16 protein-coding genes and 5 pseudogenes are annotated in these 20137 nt (G+C 66.3%); 16 read left to right on the forward strand and 5 right to left on the reverse strand.

Annotated elements, in window-relative coordinates:
- Nucleotides 1–7: 7 nt before the first annotated feature.
- Entirely contained in the window at nt 8–1708 is a 1701-nt protein-coding gene (locus ACZ68L_RS40890; protein ID WP_469588357.1) for an ISAzo13 family transposase, read from the reverse strand.
- Nucleotides 1709–2105: 397 nt separating this feature from the next.
- On the opposite strand from ACZ68L_RS40890, the pseudogene ACZ68L_RS40895 reads away from it, so the two are divergent.
- From ACZ68L_RS40895 to ACZ68L_RS40905, 3 genes and pseudogenes are all read left to right on the forward strand, one after another.
- Nucleotides 2106–2837: pseudogene (locus tag ACZ68L_RS40895) on the forward strand (site-specific integrase); the annotation flags it as partial.
- A 665-nt stretch (nt 2838–3502) separates the two neighbouring features.
- Nucleotides 3503–3991, forward strand: coding sequence for a reverse transcriptase N-terminal domain-containing protein (locus ACZ68L_RS40900; protein WP_469588361.1), 489 nt, complete (start codon nt 3503–3505; stop codon nt 3989–3991).
- Nucleotides 3992–4050: 59 nt separating this feature from the next.
- Nucleotides 4051–5472, forward strand: coding sequence for an IS1380 family transposase (locus ACZ68L_RS40905; RefSeq protein WP_469588364.1), 1422 nt, complete (start codon nt 4051–4053; stop codon nt 5470–5472).
- Between the two features lie 262 nt (nt 5473–5734).
- On the opposite strand, the gene ACZ68L_RS40910 is transcribed toward ACZ68L_RS40905, so the two are convergent.
- Nucleotides 5735–6802 carry an NAD(P)-dependent alcohol dehydrogenase gene (locus ACZ68L_RS40910; RefSeq protein WP_469588372.1) on the reverse strand — a complete coding sequence of 356 codons (1068 nt, stop codon included), beginning with the start codon at nt 6800–6802 and terminating at the stop codon, nt 5735–5737.
- Nucleotides 6803–7287: 485 nt separating this feature from the next.
- Between ACZ68L_RS40910 and ACZ68L_RS40915 the strand changes: the two genes are divergently transcribed.
- Both ACZ68L_RS40915 and ACZ68L_RS40920 read left to right on the forward strand, forming a co-directional pair.
- Nucleotides 7288–9489 carry an FUSC family protein gene (locus ACZ68L_RS40915; protein ID WP_469588377.1) on the forward strand — a complete coding sequence of 734 codons (2202 nt, stop codon included), beginning with the start codon at nt 7288–7290 and terminating at the stop codon, nt 9487–9489.
- A gap of 263 nt (nt 9490–9752) precedes the next feature.
- Nucleotides 9753–10547 (forward strand): annotated as a pseudogene (locus ACZ68L_RS40920) (IS5 family transposase).
- Between the two features lie 600 nt (nt 10548–11147).
- Here ACZ68L_RS40920 and ACZ68L_RS40925 read toward each other — a convergent pair.
- A pseudogene (locus tag ACZ68L_RS40925) lies at nt 11148–11416 on the reverse strand (toxin Doc); the annotation flags it as partial.
- Between ACZ68L_RS40925 and ACZ68L_RS40930 the strand changes: the two are divergent.
- The 3 genes from ACZ68L_RS40930 to ACZ68L_RS40940 all read left to right on the forward strand — a co-directional run bounded on the left by ACZ68L_RS40930 (nt 11403) and on the right by ACZ68L_RS40940 (nt 12411).
- Nucleotides 11403–11642: a hypothetical protein gene (locus ACZ68L_RS40930; RefSeq protein WP_469588412.1), complete on the forward strand. Its 240-nt coding sequence runs from the start codon at nt 11403–11405 to the stop codon at nt 11640–11642. The pseudogene ACZ68L_RS40925 and the gene ACZ68L_RS40930 overlap by 14 nt on opposite strands.
- 129 nt (nt 11643–11771) lie before the next feature.
- Nucleotides 11772–12239, forward strand: coding sequence for an aldehyde dehydrogenase family protein (locus tag ACZ68L_RS40935; protein WP_469588380.1), 468 nt, complete (start codon nt 11772–11774; stop codon nt 12237–12239).
- Nucleotides 12163–12411, forward strand: a complete 249-nt coding sequence (locus tag ACZ68L_RS40940) for a hypothetical protein (protein WP_469588382.1) — start codon at nt 12163–12165, stop codon at nt 12409–12411. Before ACZ68L_RS40935 ends, ACZ68L_RS40940 begins: the two co-directional genes overlap by 77 nt.
- A gap of 16 nt (nt 12412–12427) precedes the next feature.
- Here ACZ68L_RS40940 and ACZ68L_RS40945 read toward each other — a convergent pair whose 3' ends face one another.
- Nucleotides 12428–12595, reverse strand: coding sequence for a hypothetical protein (locus ACZ68L_RS40945; protein WP_469588416.1), 168 nt, complete (start codon nt 12593–12595; stop codon nt 12428–12430).
- Between ACZ68L_RS40945 and ACZ68L_RS40950 the strand changes: the two genes are divergently transcribed.
- From ACZ68L_RS40950 to ACZ68L_RS40985, 8 genes and pseudogenes are all read left to right on the forward strand, one after another.
- Nucleotides 12537–13067, forward strand: coding sequence for a YbhB/YbcL family Raf kinase inhibitor-like protein (locus tag ACZ68L_RS40950; RefSeq protein WP_469588409.1), 531 nt, complete (start codon nt 12537–12539; stop codon nt 13065–13067). The genes ACZ68L_RS40945 and ACZ68L_RS40950 overlap by 59 nt on opposite strands.
- A gap of 257 nt (nt 13068–13324) precedes the next feature.
- Complete coding sequence (locus tag ACZ68L_RS40955; RefSeq protein ID WP_469588386.1) at nt 13325–14020, forward strand: type 1 glutamine amidotransferase domain-containing protein; 696 nt, start codon at nt 13325–13327, stop codon at nt 14018–14020.
- Between the two features lie 69 nt (nt 14021–14089).
- Entirely contained in the window at nt 14090–14524 is a 435-nt protein-coding gene (locus ACZ68L_RS40960; RefSeq protein ID WP_469588391.1) for a VOC family protein, read from the forward strand.
- A gap of 507 nt (nt 14525–15031) precedes the next feature.
- A pseudogene (locus ACZ68L_RS40965) lies at nt 15032–15454 on the forward strand (aldo/keto reductase); the annotation flags it as partial.
- Between the two features lie 207 nt (nt 15455–15661).
- Nucleotides 15662–16066, forward strand: a pseudogene (locus ACZ68L_RS40970) (IS110 family transposase); the annotation flags it as partial.
- 237 nt (nt 16067–16303) lie between these two features.
- Entirely contained in the window at nt 16304–17686 is a 1383-nt protein-coding gene (locus ACZ68L_RS40975) for an NADP-dependent succinic semialdehyde dehydrogenase (protein WP_469588396.1), read from the forward strand.
- A 343-nt stretch (nt 17687–18029) separates the two neighbouring features.
- Complete coding sequence (locus ACZ68L_RS40980; protein ID WP_469588400.1) at nt 18030–18275, forward strand: hypothetical protein; 246 nt, start codon at nt 18030–18032, stop codon at nt 18273–18275.
- 81 nt (nt 18276–18356) lie between these two features.
- Nucleotides 18357–19154, forward strand: coding sequence for a maleylpyruvate isomerase family mycothiol-dependent enzyme (locus ACZ68L_RS40985; RefSeq protein ID WP_469588403.1), 798 nt, complete (start codon nt 18357–18359; stop codon nt 19152–19154).
- Nucleotides 19155–19185: 31 nt separating this feature from the next.
- On the opposite strand, the gene ACZ68L_RS40990 is transcribed toward ACZ68L_RS40985, so the two are convergent.
- A partial coding sequence (locus ACZ68L_RS40990; protein ID WP_469588406.1) for an FAD binding domain-containing protein occupies nt 19186–20137 on the reverse strand: 952 nt, incomplete at its 5' end.

Genomic DNA, 20137 nt, shown 5'->3' on the forward strand with positions numbered 1-20137 from the left:
CAGAAAATCAACATGCGGGTTTGATCTTGTCCGGGGGTTCGGTGCTGTAGGTGTCGAGGTAGGCGGCCACGTCTGCGGGAGTGGTGAATCGTGCGGTGGAACGGGGGACGGTGCAGCCGTGCTGGTCCAGGAGGGGTTGGGTCTCCTGGATCGTGCGGGTGATGGTCTGCGAGCTGGTCCCGAAGAGTTTGCCGAGGAGGGCGTGGGTGAAGGAGCCGCGCTGATACAGGATTGTGGCCAGGATCCGGTCGGGGTCGGTGAACGCCTGCCGGGGGCCGGCACCGGGGGCTCGCTGTCGTTCGCGACCGCGTCGATGGCGGCGCTGTTCCTCCCGCCGGGCACCCTGGAGGGCCGCCAACTCGTTGATCAGGGCGTCCAGTTGTGAGCGGGTGATACCGCTGAGTTCCGGGTCGGTGAGGCGGGTGTGCTGCCGGGCGTCCCACCGCCGTGGTTCCGTGCTGTGTGGAGTGCTGGTGGCTGTGGGCGCGCGCTGGGCATGGTGTGTGTGGAGGGTGTAGTTCCAGTCGCCGTGGAAGCGGTGGCGGGTCATCGTCAGCGCGTCGACCTGGGCGTCGTCGACTTTCACGCCGGTGGGGTAGGCGCCGGTGTCGAGTTCGGCGCGGACCCTCAGTCCGGTGCGGGTGGTGGTCGCGGCGATGGACTGCACGACGACCTCGTGGCTGTTCATCGGTCTGCCGCGCCAGTTCATGGAGATGTGGGAGAACAGTCGGTGCTCAATCCGGTTCCATTTCGATGTGCCCGGCGGTAGGTGACTCACCGTGATCTCAAGGCCGGTCTCGGCGGCCAGTGCGGCAAGTTCGGTCTTCCATGCCCGGGTGCGGTAGCCATTGGAGCCCCCGGCGTCGGCGGTGATCAGCAGCCGACGGGCGCGAGGGTAGTCGCCCTGTCCGGCCCCGTGCCACCAGCGGCGGATCGAGGCGACCGCGAAAGCGGCGGTGTCGTGGTCGGTGCCGACACTGACCCAGCCAGCGTTCGCGGCAATGTCGTAGATGCCGTACGGGATCGCCTTGCCGGGCCCCTCCCGGTCCAGGAAGTCATGCGTCTTGACCTGCACCGGATCACCCATGGGCTGCCATTCACGCCCCGCGTTCTTGTACTGGCCGACCAGTTCCTTCTTCTTGCTGTCCACGCTGACCACCGGGTCCCCGGCGTCGATGTGGTCCTTGGCCTGCTCGTTGATGTAGCGGAACTGGGCGTCCCGGTCTGGGTGCTGCTTGCCCTCGACGGTCTTGGAGTTGGCCTGCAGACTGAAACCCTCCTCCCGCAGCAGGTCACCGACCGTGTCGGCACTGACCTTGTGTCCCTGGCGGGTCAGCTCGCCGGCCAGGTTCCGGGTCGACTTGGTCGTCCAGCGCAGCGGCGACATCGGGTCTCCGCGCATGTCCGGCTCGACCAGGGCGAGCAGCGCGGGCCGCAGTCCCGCATCCAGGTCGGCGGCCTTCTTCCGTCCGCCTCCGGGCCGGCGGACCCGTCCCAAAGGCGCCTCGCCCGCCTCCAGCTCATCCGCCCCCTTGCGGACCGTCGTCTCGCTGGCCCCGGCGGCCCGCGCGACGGCCCGGATCCCGCCGTGCCCCAGGATGCGGGCCTCTGCTCCCATCAGCAGACGCTGCTGCCGCTCGTCTAGATGTGGGAACAACACCCCGAATCTGGCGGCCAGTTGATCTCGAACCTCTTGCGATATGCCCATACCACGTCAACGAGCCAGATCACCGGAAGCAACACGTTGATTCTCTGCGAGCCCTTACGAGTTGGTGCGTGATAGCGGGTGAGGCGTGTTTCTCCTGGTCGCGGCCGATTTCAGGCTGCAGTAGCTCGGTCGGAGACGAGGCCGGCGCCTGGTTGTACTTCCTGACGCCACCGTGCTGAGTAGTGGAGTGCGCGCGGGTTCCTGAGGGACGCCGATGACCTGAATATGCGCATCTCAGCAGGTCGACGACGGTACGGTGAGCCTTCGATCCCCTCCGTGAAATCTCGGCAGTAACTCGCAAAATCTGCGAGTTATCGCAGTAATATGCGTTCTCGTGTCAGATTCTGAAAGTCGCGTGCTGACTCTCGTGCGCCCGGCTCCGGATCCTTCGGCCGTGATGGATCCGGCCGACGTGTCGGTGGAGACCGGGCTCGCGGACGTGGTGACGCTGCAGCGGCGGCGCCAGGCGCGGATCTCGGTGCACGACGAGGAGAGCTTCTTCCTCGACACGCTGTCCGAGTACCAGTGGGCGCGCGACGCGGCCGGTCTGGCGCCGACGACGCTGGACAGGCTGATCAAACCCGTGATCGAGGTCTGCGAGTTCTACGGCACCACCCCGTGGCATCTGACCTCCCGCGAAGTCGACCGATACTTCGCAGGGCCCGGTAAGCGCGCCCACTCGACCTTGCGCGGCAAGATCAACAAGCTCGACGCGTACTTCGCGTTCCTGGAACAGCGCTATGCCGGCGAGATCATGCGCCGCTTCGGCGCCTCCGTCGAGTCGCCGATCGATCCGTTCAACCGGCCGCGCCACCGCGGGGACTTCGGCCTGCGCATTCCGCCTTCCCAAACGGCGATGAAGGACTTCTTCGGCCGGTGGCGCGACGACCTGCCGAACGCGCGGAAGTACGTGGTGGCCTGCCGCGACTACGTGATGGCGAAGATCGCCTACCTCTCCGGCGTCCGGGCCGCGGAGCTGTGTGGGGTGTGCCTGGGGGACATCCACTGGGAGAACGGCCAGTGGGGCCGGTTCGTCGTCCTGGGCAAGGGCGCCCGGGGCTCCGGCCCCCGACCGAGGGAGGCGTACCTCTTCCAGGAGGGCCGCGCCCTGCTGTGGTGGTACATCGAGGGTGCGACATGAAGTCGCTCAACATCAGTGGAGGAATCAAGAGGTAGATAACTCCCCGGCCAAGTAGTCACGCGGCCGGTTCCCTAAGTCGGGTGCGGTCCTGGTAACGGGGTCGTGCTAAGCCGACTGACACGAAGCCCAAGGGGCTGCGGGCCATTCGCAGCCAACAGGCACGGGAAAGCTCAAGTGGGTGAACGTAAGTGAACCTCCGATGAGGCTTCGTCATACCAAGGTCGCGCAATGGCAATTGTTCGGCGGCTGAAGGGCCTGGCGTTGGGAAGCGCACGGTGGCCACCTGTCCCTTCTTGCAGGTGGCTTGACTACCACTGGCCCCGGAGTATAGGAGGCACCCTCCTTGAGCGCATCTGAGCGGAGCGGAACATGGAAATCCCGTACGGGTCCGGCCCTGCGGCCGGTAGACCGAAGGTAACGACGGTGAACTCCCGTGCGGGGAAGGATGACCCAAGAAGCGAAAGCTGCCAGGGCGAAAGCCCACGGGAAAGCGCAGGCTACGGAGCCTCATCCGCTGCGTATAGCCGGGCAGATACCGGCCTCTATGGCCGGGCCCGAAAGGGAGCCCACGTGGGTCAGGTGGATCTTTGAAGAGGCTAAGCGAGACTTCAGCACCGGAGTGCAAATTAGACGCGGCAACAGCGAGGGGTGCGGTGATCGCGACCCTCGATCGTGAGCCAGCGAATGGAGCTTCGGACGTCTCCGATGCGCAGTACTGGCACAGCGTCAACTGGCCAGCAGCAGAGGGGCACGTACGACATCTTCGGCAGAGAATCTTCAAGGCTACGCAGGATGGCGACCTCAAAAGAGTTCGCAATCTTCAGCGACTGATGCTCAAGTCTCACTCGAACACGCTCGTCAGCGTAAAGAGAGTGACGATGCAGAGCGCCGGACGACGAACAGGTGGAATCGATGGCGAGAAAGCTCTCAATCCGTCAGCCCGAGGGCGTGTGGTGAGGGAACTGGCTTCTGTCTCGGCTTCGAAATCCAAGCCTGTTCGTCGGGTGTATATCCCTAAAGCGAATGGAACGATGAGACCGCTCGGTATCCCCATCATCAGGGACCGAGCCCAGCAGGCAAGGGTGAAGAATGCTCTAGCCTGCGCGTTTCACTTGGGCTTTGGTCCGGATCTCGAGCGGTAACGCGAAAGTGCCTTCTGAGCTGGGACGATGAACCTTGTCGAGGGGTTCTGTCGGTCCAGGTGGAAGGCACTTTCTGCGTGCAGGGTATCGGTTCGCGCCCCAGGCTTCATGTCTCCGCCGACGGTTCGGGGGTGGTCGGGCATGCCGGGGCACGGTTGCTTGCTGATCTCGCCGACGTCACCGGACTGACCAGCGCCTACTCCGCCGCCCTCAGACCGCTTCGGCCACGCGGCACTGGTCATGACCCGGGCCGGGTGGCCGTCGATCTGGCCGTGATGCTGGCTGACGGCGGCGAGGCCATCACGGATCTGGCCGTACTCCGGGACCAGCGTGAGGTGTTCGGCCCGGTCGCCTCGACACCGACCACCTGGCGGCTGCTGGCCGCCGTCGACGAACGCGCACTGGACCGTCTGCGCTCGGCCCGCGCTCAGGCCCGGGAAGTGGCCTGGCTGCAGGCATCCGAGACCCGCTCCGGCATACCGGCGGCGAAAGCAGGCGGACGGGAGGTGCCCGGCCTGGTCCTTGACATCGACGCCACGCTGATCACCTGCCATTCAGAGAAGGACCAGGCCGCACCCACCTATAAGGGCGGCTTCGGCTTCCACCCCTTGCTGTGTTTCCTGGCCAACACCGGCGAGGGCATGTCCGGGCGCCTTCGGCCCGGGAACGCCGGAGCCAATACCGCCGCGGATCACATCGCGGTGCTGGACGACGCTCTCGCACAGATCCCCGACGCCCACCGGCACGGCGCCGACATCCTCGTCCGCACCGACAGCGCCGGATCCGCAAAGTCCTTCCTCACCCACGTCCGAGACCTGCGAACACGCGGAATCCGCACCTTCTTCTCGGTCGGATACGCCATCACCGAGCAGGTCCGCCGCGCGATCCGAACCTTGCCCGAGCAGGTCTGGCACCCCGCCCTGGACCAGGACGGCACCCTCCGCGAGTCCGCCGAGGTCGCCGAACTGACCGGAATGGCCGACCTTGCCGGCTATCCGGACGGCACCCGCATCATCGTCCGCCGCGAACGTCCCCACCCCGGAGCCCAGCTCTCGCTCTTCGACCAGGACGAGGGCATGCGGCACCAGGTCTTCCTCACCGACACCCCGTTCACCTCCGGCTCGGCCCAGTTCCTGGAAGTCCGCCACCGCGGACACGCCACCGTCGAGGACCACATCCGGTGTGGCAAGACCACCGGCTTCGGGCGCTTCCCCTCCCGCCGCTTCCCGGTCAACGCCGCCTGGCTCGAACTCAGCCTCGCGGCGATCGATCTCCTCGCCTGGACCCGCGTCCTCCTGCTGGACGGCGAACTCGCGGCTGCCGAACCCAAGAAACTCCGCTACCGGATCCTGCACGTCGCCGCCCGCATCACCCGAGGAGGCCGCCGTCTCCGCCTTCGGATATCGGCGACCTGGCCCTGGCGACATGAACTCGCAGCCGCATTCCACCGCCTGGCCGCACTGCCCCGCCCCTCCAGCTGACTTTCCGTCCCCGCCCACCTCGACCCAAGGACCTTGGAGAACCCGACCCCGCGTCGGGCCCTCACCATGCCCACCGGCCGACACGGCCTCAAACGACCTCGCTCAGCCACCCAGCAGACCCAACTGAAACGGCGAGGCTAAGGGCAATGCCAGTGACTTAGCGCGCCACTGACGGCTCTGACGTGCGAAAACGTCGTGCACAGAGGCTCTGTCGGGCGCCAAAGTCACCGGTATTGAGGCTAAGGGCTGTCCCGCGAAATCCTCATTCGAAGACGATGACCTGGCGTCCGACGATGTCGCCGCGGCCCAGGGCCTCCAGGTTTTCGTTGACGTCTTCGAGCTTGACTTTCGTGACGTTGTGCTTGACGAGGCCGGCTTCGGCGAGGGAGAGCACCTCGACGAGGTCCATGTGGTTGCCCCAGAAGGAACCGAGGTAGGTCAGTTCCATCCCTACGAAGGGGAACTGACGGTGTTCGACGCGGTGACTCATGAGACCGACGGCCGCCAGTGCACCCTCCGGGCCCAGCAGGTCAAACCCCATTGAGATGGAGGCCTCGCTGCCGACGCAGTCAAGGATGGCATCGATCGTCCTGCGGCCAGTGAGCCTTTCCAGCTTGTCCTGGATGGCCGCGGTGGACTTGTCCCTGACGTTGATCCCGTGGTCCGCGCCGTTCTCCTTCGCTACGTCCAGTTTGCTGTCCGTGCGCGCGAGGGCCACGACGGTCGCTCCGCTTCCGAGCAGCTTCGCGTATTGCACCGCGTAGCTGCCCAGACCGCCGATGCCCGTGACTGCGACGGTGCGGCCGGGGCCGAGCTTGCCTGCGTCCCGGAGCTTCCTCATCCCTCGGTACGGAGTCATGCCCGCGTCGGTCATCGGGGCGAGGAGCTCGGGCGCTTTCGCGGCGGCCTCTGAGACCGGAACGGCGTGGCGGTATTCCGCGGCCATGTACTCGGCGAAGCCTCCCGGAGGGCCGAAGCCCACCCACCTGCCGTTGCCGCTGCACAGGTGTTCGTTGCCTTCGCGGCACTGGCGGCACGTGCCGTCTCCCCAGCTGGGGTTGACCACGACCATGTCGCCCTCGGAATAGCCGACCGATTTCGGTACGCCGCTGCCCAGTCCCGCCACTCGTCCTGTGACCTCATGACCGGGAATATAAGGGAAGTCCACAGGGAACGGGCCCTTGAAGTAGCCGTCGACGAGCTGGTAGTCGCTTCGGCACATGCCTGTCGCGGCGACCTTCAGCAGAATCTCGTCCGGCGCGGGGTCGGGGACGGGAACTTCTTCGAGGCGGAGGGGTTCGTTGTATCCGTGCATCCGTGCTGCTCGCATTTGCATTGGGGTGCCTCGCTTTCGTCGGCAAGCAGCGGTGCGGGCCGGTGCAGCGGGACGGGATTCGGTCTCCGCCGCCGGCCACCGCAGCCGCCGCTTTGGATACCACCAGGCTCCTGCGTCTTCCATGGCCGCGCATCCGGAGCTTGGCGCGCAAATACCACGCTGCGGCGGCCTCCCATACCCATGCCGAGCGTCCCCTTGCGACGAACTCGTCGAATTCTGCAGAGACCGCCGGCCAACGACCACTATCTCCGGCATCCAGTTGCGACCGACGCGCCGAGCACCCACCGAAGAGGGCACGGATGCCCATCGGATAACACTTCCGTGCCAGGCCAGGTCCCCCTCGCAGGGACCTGGTTCCAAAGCGCGCGACAGGCTGGCAGCCCGGCTTGACCATGACCAGCGGCGATATCCCGGCAGCGTTGCAGTGCCGTACGTCGCGCGCGGTGGTCCGGCTACCCGAGGGGGCCTACGGTTGATCAGTGGGAGTGCCGCGCTGGACGGAGTGGCTGCGGGCCCGGGATCCGGGTCTGGCTGCGGTACGGCGTTCGGCACGGGTCACGGTGGTGGCGTGTGCGGGGTTCTATGCTGCGCGGTACGGGCTGGGCGACCGGACAGTCGCGATCTATGCCCTGTTCGGTGCCGTCGCGGCGGGTGGGCTGTCCTCGGTGCCGGGGACGCCGCGTCAGCGGGCCCGGACATTGCTGGCAGTGCTGCCGCTCGCGATGGCGTTGGTGACGCTCGGTACGTGGCTGGCGAGGTACGGGTGGGCGGCGGCGCTGGGGATGCTCGTGGTGGGGTTCCTGGTGAGCTACAGCGGCACCGGCGGGCCGAAGCTGGTGGGGCTGGCCAACGGGCTGCAGTTGTTCTACATCCTGCCGTGCTTCCCGCCGTACGCGCCGGCGACGCTGGGGTTGCGGCTGATGGGCCTGGTGGCCGGGGTGGTGCTGATGGCCGCCGCGGAATTGTGGCTGTGGCCGGCGGCGTGTCCGGGCCGGTACGAGGACCGGCTGGCGCGGGCCGGGCGGGTGGCGGCCGATGCATTGCACGAGCTGGCGGCGGACCCGCCGCAGCGGTCCGACCCGGCGCTGCTGCTGGAGGTCTCGCAGGCGCTGCGGATGAGCCAGGTGCCTGCGGGCGAGCGGCCAGCGTCGGCGTCGGCGCGGGACCGGGCGTTGTCCGAGGGCGCCGGGCACATGCGGCATCTGCTGGCGCAGACCCGGCAGTTGGCGGAGTCGCTGGAGAAGGGCGCGGCGTCTGCCGAACTTGCCGCGAAGGGGCTGCTACTGGCCGCGGCCGGCGCGTGCGAGGACGTGGCGCGGGCCCTGACCGGGAACACCCCGTCGCCCGTCCAGTCCCAGTGTGGGGCCGCGGTGCGTGCGTTCGAGTCGCATCGCGTTCGGCCCCGCGCGGCGGGCCCGGAGTCCGCGAGGATGGTGCGCAACGGCGCGATCGCTCTCGACATCACGCACACGGCGGATCTGGTGGTGATGGCGACTCGGATCGCGCTGGGCGCCCCGGTGCCGGCTGGGACGGCGTCGCCGGAGGTGCGTGGTGCGTTCTGGTACGCGGGCCGGTCGACTGCGGAGCTGTACTACTGGCGGGTGCTCGCCCATCTCACCCCGCGGTCTGTCTACTTCCAGAACGCGGTGCGGATCGCGGTGGCGCTCGCGGCGGTCCGCCTGGTCGTGGGCGAGCTTGGCTTGTCGCACGGCTTCTGGGCGCTACTGACGACGCTGACCGTGATGCGTACAAGTGCCGCCGACACCCGCATTGCTCTGCGGCCCGCATTGTGTGGAACGCTCGCGGGGGCGGTCGTGGCGGCGCTGATACTGCACTTCTTCGTGGACACGCCGGCTGTGTATGTGGTGATGCTGCCGCCCTGCACGCTGCTGGCGTTCGCATCGGGCTCGGTCCTGAGCCCGGGCTGGGGGCAGGCCTTCTTCACCCTGACCGTGGCGGCCGCCTTCTCACAGGTGGCCCGCAGCGGGCCGGAGCTGGCAGGTGCCAGGGTGCTGGACGTGCTGGCCGGAGCGCTCATCGGTGCGATCGTCGGGCTGCTCGCGTGGCCGCACGGCGGCACAGGCGAGCTGCAGCGGGCCTGTGCCCGGGTCCTGGATGAAGGCACCCGCGCGGTCACTGATGTCACCAACACCATCACCGAGGGTGTACAGGCCACCGAAGCGCTGCCCAGGGCCAGGCTCGCGCAGCAGATTGCGGAGGCGAGCTATGCCCAGTACGCCACTGAACGGCACGCCCCGCGGAGGGAGGGACCGGCCTCCGACACCGACTTCCAGGTGATCATGCTGGTGGGCAATCGGGTCATCACGATGGGGCAGGTGCTGCTGGACAACTGCCCGCCGGGCGGGCTGTCCGTGTGGCCGCTGAGCGCCGCGCACCTGCGGAACGCCGCCCACCGGCTGCGGGTCAGCACGCTGTCGTTCAGCTACGACCTGCGCTCGGGCCGGAAGCAGCCTGCTCCCGTGGACAGCCACGCCGACACCGCATCGGCCGAGAGCACCGTGATCCACGACGTCTGCATCGCCTCGGAGGGTCGGGCGCCCGACCCGTTGCTCTACTACGCCGTGGACGCCGCGATCTGGCTGGCGAGCCTGCAACGGGCAATCGGCGCGGCCCGCACGCCGAGCGCGGCGATCAGCACGACAACGTCGCCGTGGCGCTGACAACCCAAGGGTGGAGCGAGCGCCCCGAGCTCAGCTGGTGCCATTACTCGATGCCGCGTGACCGGCATTCGTGGTTTTCAGATACGCCAGGTGCGGATGCGGGCGGCTGCCCAAAGACGTCTTCCTTCTTGGCCATCAGGTCTTCGCAGAGTTCGACGAGTTGGCCGTAAGAGCTCGTAACACGATCTTGCTGAAACGTCCTGGTTGGTCGTGACCGGTGTGAGGATTCGGCCGTTCGTGAGGGTGTGAGTACTCGACCGTGGATCGTGGATGACGAGTTGTGGGCATTGATCGAGCCGCTGCTGCCGCCGTGACCGGAGCGGTCGCCGGGTCCGAGACCGGTCTCGGACCGGCTCTGTCTCCAGGGCATCTTGTTCGTCCTCTACAACGCCATAGCCTGGCAACTCCTGCCTGTGGAGATGCGGTTCGGATCCGGACAGACTTGCTGGCGGCGTCTGGACCGCTGGCAGCAAGCCGGAGTCTTCGAGAAACTGCACCGCATTCTGCTCGCCGAGCTGAACGCGGCCGGCGAACTCGACTGGTCACGGGCGTGCGTGGACGGTTCTCACATCCGCGCGAAAAAAGGGGGATCCGACACCGGTCCGTCGCCGGTCGACCGACGGAAGACGGGCAGCAAGCACCACTTGATCTGCGACGGCAAGGGCACTCCGCTGCACGTCATCACGACCGCCGCCAACGTCAACGACATCACCCAGACCCTCGACCTGGTCGACGGCATCCCGTCCGTCGCCGGACGGCCCGGCCGCCCACGACGGCGACCCGAGTCCATCCTGGGCGACAAGGCGTACGACTCCAAGGCCGTACGCCGACAGCTGCGGCACCGCAGGATCTTGCCCGTGATCTCCCGCAAGGACGCCCCGAACATCAAGGGCCTGGGCAAGCTCCGCTACGTCGTCGAGCAGACCTTCGCCCTGCTCCACCACTTCAAACGCCTCGCCGTCCGCTGGGAACGCCGCACCGAACTCCACGACGCCTTTGTCTCCCTCGCCTGCAGCCTCATCTGCTGGCGACGGCTTCGGAAGCCCAAGAACAACTGACCGGTGTCAGGGCAGGGCAGAGCCCCAACGGGCAGCTTCAGAACGTTGGTACTCTCCGCGTCTACGGCGAGGCGGGGGAGATGATCGTGGGAGCAGGGCCGTCGAGTCCTCCGAGCCGCTGGTTCAGAGGAGCTGGCTTTGGTGCCCTCTTCGGTGGGCTGACCGCAGTGGTGACCGTTGCTGCGATTGGGAGGGCATGGGCTGCTTGTGATGTCGGCAGCAACGCAGCAGCCAATGGCATGACTTTGCTGTTTCTTGCGCCTCTGATATGGATCGCCGCTGCGGTTCCGTGGGTGATCCTGCACAGCACTCTCGGAAGACGTCATCGCAGGACAGCCCTGACTGCAGGGCTCATCTTCACCCTGTGGTTCACCTGGTTACTTGTCACATGGCTTGGTATGCCGGACTCCTACCCCGCCCCGGTGTGCCCGGGCAACGTCCCACCCTGGTGGCCGAACTTCATCCCCGCATGACTCCGGCTGGGCCCGTGAACCGCCTGGCTTCGGCAACAGCGACCTACTCACCGGCCGCTCGACGACGCCCCCTGTCCCCGACGGCCGCTGCACGCCAGCAAGATCGTGTTACGAGTTCTAAGGTTCCGAGCCCTTCTCCGCTGGCGCACACGTAGGCGATGACGACTGCACAGGCGTAGCGCATGTTGTGGGCTGGCAGGGAGCGGAGCAGCAGAAGAGCGCCGGCGCGATAGGAGGCGTCGGGGTCGAAACGAAACCGAGGCGGGGTGCATCGACTCTGTGACGGGCGGCTGCTGCAACGAGGGCCGAGAAGTCGGTATGACGTGTTGGTCAGGCAGGTGCTTGCTCGTGCTGGCGGAGGAGCCAGGGTACGTCAATGAGGATGACCGGTGGCATGTGTCCGACGGTCCGCCCGCTGGTGCTGGGTGTGGGGCCGTTTCGATGGCAGCAGCCAGTTCTGGGTCTGCTGGAAGACCTGTGCGGCTTCGCGGAGGACTGTGTGGTGGGCGAGGTGGCCAGCGGTGATGCGTGTGACGAGGGCCTTCGTGGAGACGCCAAGCTCGCCGACGGCCGCGCGGAGCTCTTCGAACTCCTCGTCAGTGAATTCGATGTTGAATGCTGACATCTCGGGTCGTGCGCCTGCCAGCGAGATCCAAACCGACCATCAGTGCCGACCGATGCCGGGGATCGGCGACCGCGAGAATGCCTGACCCGAATTGCCAGCCAGTAACGCTGCTCATAGCGTTGAATCATGGCTGTCGCAACGATTTGTCCCGTCACCGGCGAGGCCCTCAAGAGCTTCGATGAACTCACCCCCGAGAAACTCGAAGAAAAACTTGCCCGGGCGGCCACCGCTGCCGCGTCCTACCGCTTGACGACAGCCGAACGGCGGGCGGGATGGGTCAGACAGTCGGCTGACAGTCTGGAGAAAGAGGCCGACGCCATCAGCCGGTTGATCACTACGGAAATGGGCAAGACGCTTCGGGCGGCCCAGGAGGAAGTGGCCAAGTGCGTGCGCAGGCTGCGTTTCTACGCCGCCGAGGCCCCCAAGCTCCTGCAAGGACCGGCCTGGCGATGGCCAAAGCGTCGGCGCCAAGCAGACGTATGTCACCTATCAGCCGCTCGGCGTGGTCCTCGCGGTGATGCCGTGGAACTTGCCACTGTGGCAGGCCATACGGTTCGCTGCGCCGGCTCTGATGGCCGGCAACATGGCAGATGAAGGTGTTTGGGACCTGCCGACACCACGCCGCCAACCGGAACAGCGACTGCGCCAGCCGTGGGCGTGTTTGCCGTGCGGAAGGCACGCCCAGCCGGCCCGCCGCAGAGCACGGGAGCATGGCCGTTTCTCGTCCTCCCCGATCACCGGCCGTCGATGCGAAGGATTGTCATGATCAAACCCTATGGTCCTTACGATTTCATGCCGCCGATCAGGACCTTCTCGTTGACCTCGGAGTCCGTGGCCAACGGCGAGCCACTGGCCCGCGAGCAGGTGAGCGGCATCCTGGGAGCAGGCGGATTGGACGTCTCACCGCAGCTGAGCTGGTCCGGCTTTCCCGAGGAGACGCGCAGTTTCACGGTGGCGATGTTTGACCCCGACGTGCCCACTGCCTCGGGATTTTGGCATTGGGCTGTGGCCAACTTTCCTGCCTCCGTGACCGGCCTTCCGGCCGGGGCGGGAGACGGCAGCGATCTACCTGGCTGCGCGGTGACACTGGCCAACGACGCTGGCTACAGAAGATACCTCGGTCCGGCTACGCCTCCAGGCAACGGCCCGGACCGCACTTCCTCGTGGTGCATGCCGTCGACGTGGAGAAACTGGAGGTGTCCGAGGCGGCGACCCCTGCCTACATGGACTTCCTCCTGTTCACCCACGCTATCGCGCGAGCAGCCATATACGGCACCTACGAGCGATGAGCAGGTCTGGACGGCCGGGCCGAGCCACGGCAGCACAAACGTTCACAGTTCCGAGTTCGCTCCAAGCCCCTCTCCGGATCTTCGACTCACCATCGGCGGCCCGAGAAGGCGGAATACACGCTACCCCCGGTAATTACCAATCGGCTTGCCGTAGCGGCGCTATTTACCTTGCTCGTGGTGCCGACTCTCGCCGAACGGATAGAACCCATCCGTGGCACGCATTTTCTATAGCCTGGCGCACATTTCCTATAACGCTTACCAGCTGCTGGAATTACGCACGTATCGAATCGGTCACGAGTTGCAGCCTCTGGGACACCCACTCACAATTGACGTTAAACCGGTCACTCACTATGCCCTTTCTGAGGCGACGTCATCCCAGAGGAGCGTCCTATGGCCAAGATACTGTTCGTGCTCACCGGCGCGAGCTACTGGACTCTGAAGGACGGCCACCGGCACCCGACCGGGTACTGGGCCGAGGAATTCGTGGCGCCCTATAGCGTGCTCACCGGAGCTGGCCACCAGATCACCGTGGCAACTCCCGGCGGGGTCGTACCTGTTGTGGACACGATGAGCCTGGAACCCCACATGGCGGGCGGCGAGGAGAATGCCCTCAAGGAAGAAGCCGTCATCGAGTCGGCGGACGAGCTGCGACATCCCATCCCCCTCAAGGATGTGCGCCTCGAGGACTACGACGCGGTCTACTACCCCGGAGGTCACGGCCCGATGGAAGACCTCTCGGTCGACCACGACTCCGGATCGCTGCTGCGGAAGGCACTCGCTTCCGGCAATCCGCTCGGCATCGTCTGCCACGCCCCAGCCGCTCTCCTTGCGACCCGTGACGCGAACGGCGACACACCCTTCGCCAACTTCCGTGTGACGGGCTTCTGCAACGAAGAGGAGACCGCCGTCGGTTTCGCCGACAAAGCCAAGTGGCTGCTGGAGGACGAGCTGAAGAAGCTGCCCACCGAGTACTCACGGGGTCCTGCGTGGGAGCCTTACACGGTCGTGGACCGCAACCTCCATACAGGGCAAAACCCCGCCTCCTCAGGCCCCCTGGCCAAAGAGCTCCTCAAGGCCCTCTCCTGACCGGACGAGAGGCCAGGGCGGGAAGCCGGACGGGATGCCATGCCATCTACCCCTCACCGGAGGTAAGCCATGAGCCATGTCGCCGCCGGCCCCAGGATCACCGGGGTCCACCACCTCTCCTTTACCGTGTCCAACCTGGACGACAGCCTGGATTGGTATCAACGGCTGTTCGACGCCGAGCGAGTGGACTACAAGTTCAACCACCTCTACCGGGAATCGACGGGATACGGGGTCCTGCTGATCACGCCGGATTCCGGTGTCGTGATCGGGTTGCACACCAACACGGGCAACCAGCACGAGGGCTTCCTCGAATCCCGGACAGGGCTGGACCACATATCGTTCCAGGTCGGCTCGCGCGCCGACCTCGAGTCCTGGATGTCCTGGCTCGACGAGCTGGGAATCGCGCACACGCCCATCAGGGACGAGACGGAACCGTTCGCCTACTCGACTGTCGTGTTCCGCGACCCCGACAACCTGCAACTCGAGTTCCTCGCCGTCGGCTAACGCCTTGATGGCCTGACACCGGGCGAAGCCGCCCGAGTCGACACCACGGATGTCGAGTCCGCGATCGAGCCGTCGCGGTCAACGTGCACTGGTTCGTTCACTCACGACGCGCCGCGAACGCGGTGAAGATTCCAGGAATCAACGGGCCATTCCGTGGTGCCGACAGCAGGGGCGTCCGGGTCGGACCTCAGCTATGCCAGGAGCAGCGGTGCGGGCAGCGCTCCCAGTGGTGCCGGGGGTCCGATCGGGTATTGGGTGGAAGCACTCGGGTTGGAGCGCTGCCAGTAACCGCGCGGCGCCGGCGCCGGTGCTACCCGGCGGGATCGAGCGCCAAGAGCTGCCGCCCGGGTCCGCGAGGGCCGGGCGCCTTCTGTCCGGCTTCACCACGTGAGTCGGACGAAATGAGAACCGGCGGCAGAGCCCGGTGATCCGCGCCCCCTTGACGGGCGATCCCCCGCGGGAAGCGCGTCACAGCCCGCAGGCCCGGCACTTCGAGAGGAACCGACCATGGACCTCAACAAGATCCTTCCCGACCGCATCGGCTTCGGTACGGCTCCGATGGGGAACATGTTCCGCGCCGTTCCGGACGACGAGGTCGCCGCGACGCTGGATGCCTCCTGGGACCAGGGCATCCGGTACTACGACACCGCTCCGCTGTACGGGGCGGGTCTTGCGGAGATCCGGCTCGGTGGGCTGCTGTCGCACAAGCCCCGGGAAGAATTCGTGCTGTCCACGAAGGTGGGTCGCGTCATCCTGGACGAGGTCGAATCCGGAGGTCGCGATTTCGGCGAAAAGGGCAGCCTGTTCGAGCACGGCCGTCCGAACAAGATCGTGCACGAGTGGACAGCCGAGGCGACCGAGCGGTCGATCGAGGGCAGCCTGAAGCGGCTCGGCCTGGACCGGCTCGACATCGTATGGGTGCACGACATCTGCCCCCTGTCGAAGACATGACCTGGGGGGTGGTGTCACCGGGCCCGGAAGGTGCCGTCGGAGACGCTGATGAGAGGTCCGGCCACTGCCCGGTCCGGCGCAATGCCGGACAGTTCGCGGGCGGCAGGTCTGCATAACGTGGATGCGCGCGCACGACACCACTGCCGAGGCCGGCACCGTGAACACCCTTGGGGAGAGGGAGTAACGATGTTCGACACGACAGAGGTGGGCGTCTTCCTTGGGCTTGACGTCGGCAAGAGCACCCATCACGGGCACTGGCTGACCCCGGCCAGGAAGAAGGTCTTCGACAAACCGCTGCCCAACAGCGAGCCCAGACTGCGGGCCGTCTTCGACAAACTGACCGCGAAGTTCGGCACCGTCCTGGTGATCGTGGACCAGCCCGCCTCCATCGGCGCTCTCCCGCTCACCGTGGCCCGGGACACGGGCTGCAAGGTCGCCTACCTGCCCGGACTCGCCATGCGCCGGATCGCCGACCTCTACCCGGGCGAGGCCAAGACCGACGCGAAGGACGCCGCGGTCATCGCGGACGCCGCCCGCACCATGCCCCACATCCTTCGCACTCTGGAACTCACAGACGAGATCACCGCCGAGCCTCGCCAGGATTTCCATCCGTTAATTGAATACAAGCGCCACTTGGACAACAGCGCCACAAATTCGGAACTCGTTTGGAACCGGGCTGAAGTTGCCCACAGCACTGCCTCGCGCTACCTTGAATTTCAGAATTACGACAAATCGGGAAACGTCGCCGACTTGCCGTAGGCCACCCCAGGGGCGTGGCCCTTGGGCTGGCCACAATGAAGGGTCCAACGTGCTCCCGAGGAGACGGTAATGGCAATTGCCACGATCAACCCGGCCACAGGGCAGTCGGTCAAGACCTTCGACGAACTGACTCCGGAAGGTCTTGAAGAAAAGCTGGCCCGCGCCTCGGCCGCGGCTACTTCATACCGGCTGACGAGCCTCGAGGAGAGAGCGGCCTGGCTCAGGGCTGCCGCTGATCACCTTGAGCAAGACGCTGCGAAGGTCAGTCAGCTGATCACTTCGGAGATGGGCAAGACCTACCGGGCAGCCCAGGACGAAGTCGAGAAATGTGTGCGCGGACTGCGCTTCTACGCCGACGAGGGGCCCGCGTTGCTGCAGAATGCGGTCGGCGACGGCGAGCGCGTAGGCGCGAAGCGGACGTACGTCACGTATCAGCCGATCGGTGCCGTGCTTGCGGTGATGCCGTGGAATCTGCCGTTGTGGCAGGCCATGCGATTCGCCGCGCCCGCGTTGATGGCGGGGAATGTGGGGCTGCTGAAGCACGCTTCCAACGTGCCGCAGTGTGCCTTGTATCTGGAGGACCTCTTCCGTAAAGCGGGCTTCCCGGACGATGTGTTCCAGACTCTGCTGATCTCATCGGGGAGGGTGGAGCAGGTTCTTCGAGACCCGCGAGTGGCGGCCGCGACGTTGACAGGCAGTGAGCCGGCAGGGCGGTCGGTCGCCTCCATCGCGGGCGCCGCGATCAAGAAGGTGGTCCTCGAACTGGGCGGTTCGGATCCGTTCATCGTGATGCCCTCCACGGACCTGGAGCAAGCCACCGACGTCGCGGTCAGGGCGCGATGCTTGAACAACGGACAGTCGTGTATCAACGGCAAGCGGTTCTTCGTGCACAAGGACATCGCCGACGCCTTCATCGAGAAATTCGTGGCCAAGATGGGGGCGCTGGTAGTGGGTGACCCCATGGACGAAGGCACCGACGTCGGACCACTGGCGACCGAGTCCGGCCGACGGGACGTGGAGGACTACGTCGACGATGCCGTCAGCAAGGGAGCGACGGTGCTGGTAGGCGGCGAGCGCCCGGACAGGCCCGGCTGGTATTACCCGCCCACGGTACTGACCGACATCACACCGGAGATGAGGATGTACCACGAGGAGGTGTTCGGCCCCGTGGCGCAGGTGTGGACGGTCTCCTCGCTGGAGGAGGCCCTGCGAGAGGCGAACGGCCACCCGTACGGGCTGGGATCGAACCTGTGGAGCGAGGACGAGGACGAACGGGCTCTGTTCATCCGGGACGTGCAGTCGGGCATGGCCTTCATCAACGGCAACACGACCAGCTACCCCGAGATCCCCTTCGGCGGCGTCAAGCGCAGCGGCTACGGCCGTGAGTTGTCCGATCTCGGCATGCGAGAGTTCATGAACGCCAAGACCGTCTGGATTGGCGAGGACGCTTAGATTCGCTGGATGGGAGGTGTGACGATGAGTCAGTCGTCCTACCGTCAGAGTCATCCCGTGGACGCCCCTCTCCTGGGCACCAAGGAACCGGCCGTGGCCGGAACACTGACCATCCAGGCAGCCACTCCCGAGACTTCGACCCGGGAGCGTGTACGCCCCGTACTCGACGCGGTCGGCTCACGCACCTTATGGCTCATGGAAGTTGGTCAGTCCAGCAGCTTGAAGCTGGCCTACAACGCCTGGGTTCTGGTGACTGTCGAGGGAATCGCCGAGTCACTGACTCTCACCGACGCGCTCGGCGTCGACCCTCGCCTGCTCATTGACGTCATCAACGGCAGCGGCCTTGGACGGCCACTATGTTCAGACCAAGGGCCCGAAGGTGATCGACGACGATCTCGACACCCCGTCGTTCCCTATGGAGGCGGCGGCCAAGGACGCGAACCTCATCACCGATACGGCCCGCTCTGCCGGGCCGCACCTTGGGATCGCGGAAGTCGTACGCGAACGGCTGGGTCTTGCCGTCGAGGACGGGCGCGGCCGTGCCGATGTCGCTGCCACCTACCGCCAGTCCCGCCGAACCGTGACCTGAGTCACCGGCGCGAGGACACTCACATCAACCCGTCGCCCGGCTCCGGCTCCGTCGAGGCTGAGGCCACCCGAGGGAGGACCGATGACACAAAGCGGCCTCGCCGCGGCCCGTCTGGCCACGGCACATCTGGCAGATATCGTTCCCCGGATCACCGAGGAGCAATGGGAACTGCCCTCTGCCTGCGCCGGCTGGCGTGTCATCGACGTGATGGCCCACCTGGCGGCCCTCGCCACCGAGGCGATCGATCCGCCTCAGCCTGACCCGACCTGGCCCAGGAACCGTGAGCGCTACCACGACATGCGTGTAGACGAACGCCGCGACTGGAGTCACGCCGATGTACTCGACGAGTGGCGCCGCAGCACTCCCCGTCAACTGGACCTATTGGCAGCAGCTCAGCGATCGCCCCACGCCGACGAAATGGTCGACGTCCCTGGCCTCGGGACTTATCCACGCCATCTGCTCGCCAACACGATGGCCTTCAACGTCTTCTGCCATCTCTACAACGACATCCTCGCCCCCCGTGGGCCTCTTCCCTTCACCGTGCCCGAGCCGACCGAGGGCCTGGTCGCGCCCGCCATCGAGTTCATGCTCGCCGGCCTGCCACAGATGCAAGGCCCCGAACTCACCGCCACTGTCGGCGAGCCCCTCGTCATCGAGATGACGGGACCAGGCGCAACGACCGTCACGGTCTTCCCCGCCACCGGGCCAGACGGGCGGCTGACGGTCGAGCCTGGCGCCGACGGCGCCGTCCGGATCCGCAGCACAGCGCTCGACTTCATCGCCTGGAGCACGACCCGGGAACCCTGGCGCGAGCACTGCGAGATCGCGGGCGACGCGTCCGCCGCGGCACCGTTTCTGGACAGCCTCAACATTATCTGATGCCCCCGCGTGGGCCCCTGCAGTGCGGTCGTCAGCTGGTTCGGATATTGGTGCCGACGCTCGTCTCCCCGCCGCTGAGGCCCAATCTGTGCCCGAGGCTGACCCCTTGGCTGTAGATGGCGGCGCCTTCGGCGAGGCGGAGCTGCTCCCACGCCTGCAAGGCGGCTTCTGCGGACGGTGATTGCTGCAGTGCGTGGAAGAGGGTGATGGCGTCGGCGGCCGCCTTTTCCACGCTGGCGGCGGTGTGTGGCCGGACCACGAAGGCGGCATCCCCGGTCAGCAGCATCCGGTCGTTGCGCATCCTGGAGACGCGGCCGTCGAGGATCGCTTGCAGGAAGGGCTCGCGGGTGTATTCCACCAGCTTGCGCAGAGGCTGTGGCAGTGTCGATCGTGCGCGGACCAGGAGGTCGCTGCGGACTTGGGGCGCGATCAGCCCCGGTGGCAGCGAGAGGCCATGGCTGATGCCGTTTCGGTCTGTGGTGATGCGCTCGAGTTCGGGTGCGTCGGCCCGTACGTACCAGACCCAGTTCATCCGGCGATGGCCCGGTATGGTCGTGCCGAAGTCGCCTGGGATGAAGTAGCCCAGGATTTGGGTGCGGTTCCCGTCGTAGAAGCTGAACCGGTCGCGGAAGCGCGTGGCCAGCTCCTGGGGGAGGTCGGCTTCGTCGATGACGCCGCGGTAGGCGACGTAGCCGGCGTAGCGGGAGGCACCTTCCGGCGCGACGAGTCCGCGGTGCCGGGACGCGGATCCGTCCGCGATGATCGCCAGGTCGACCGTGTGCGCCGCGTCGCCGACGTGGATGGTGGTCCCTGCGGGTGTGGGCGCGAGCGCGGCCACCGGCTGGTCGTCGTGGTATCGCTCGGCGGGCAGCGTGTCCCGCAGGACCTTGTAGATCGTTCCCCAGGAGATCATCTGTTGCCGCATGGGCATGATGCGGACGTTCCCATCCTTGGTGAAGAACTGCCGGTGGGTGACGGGAACG

The sequence above is a fragment of the Streptomyces sp. NPDC104309 genome, from assembly GCF_055584025.1.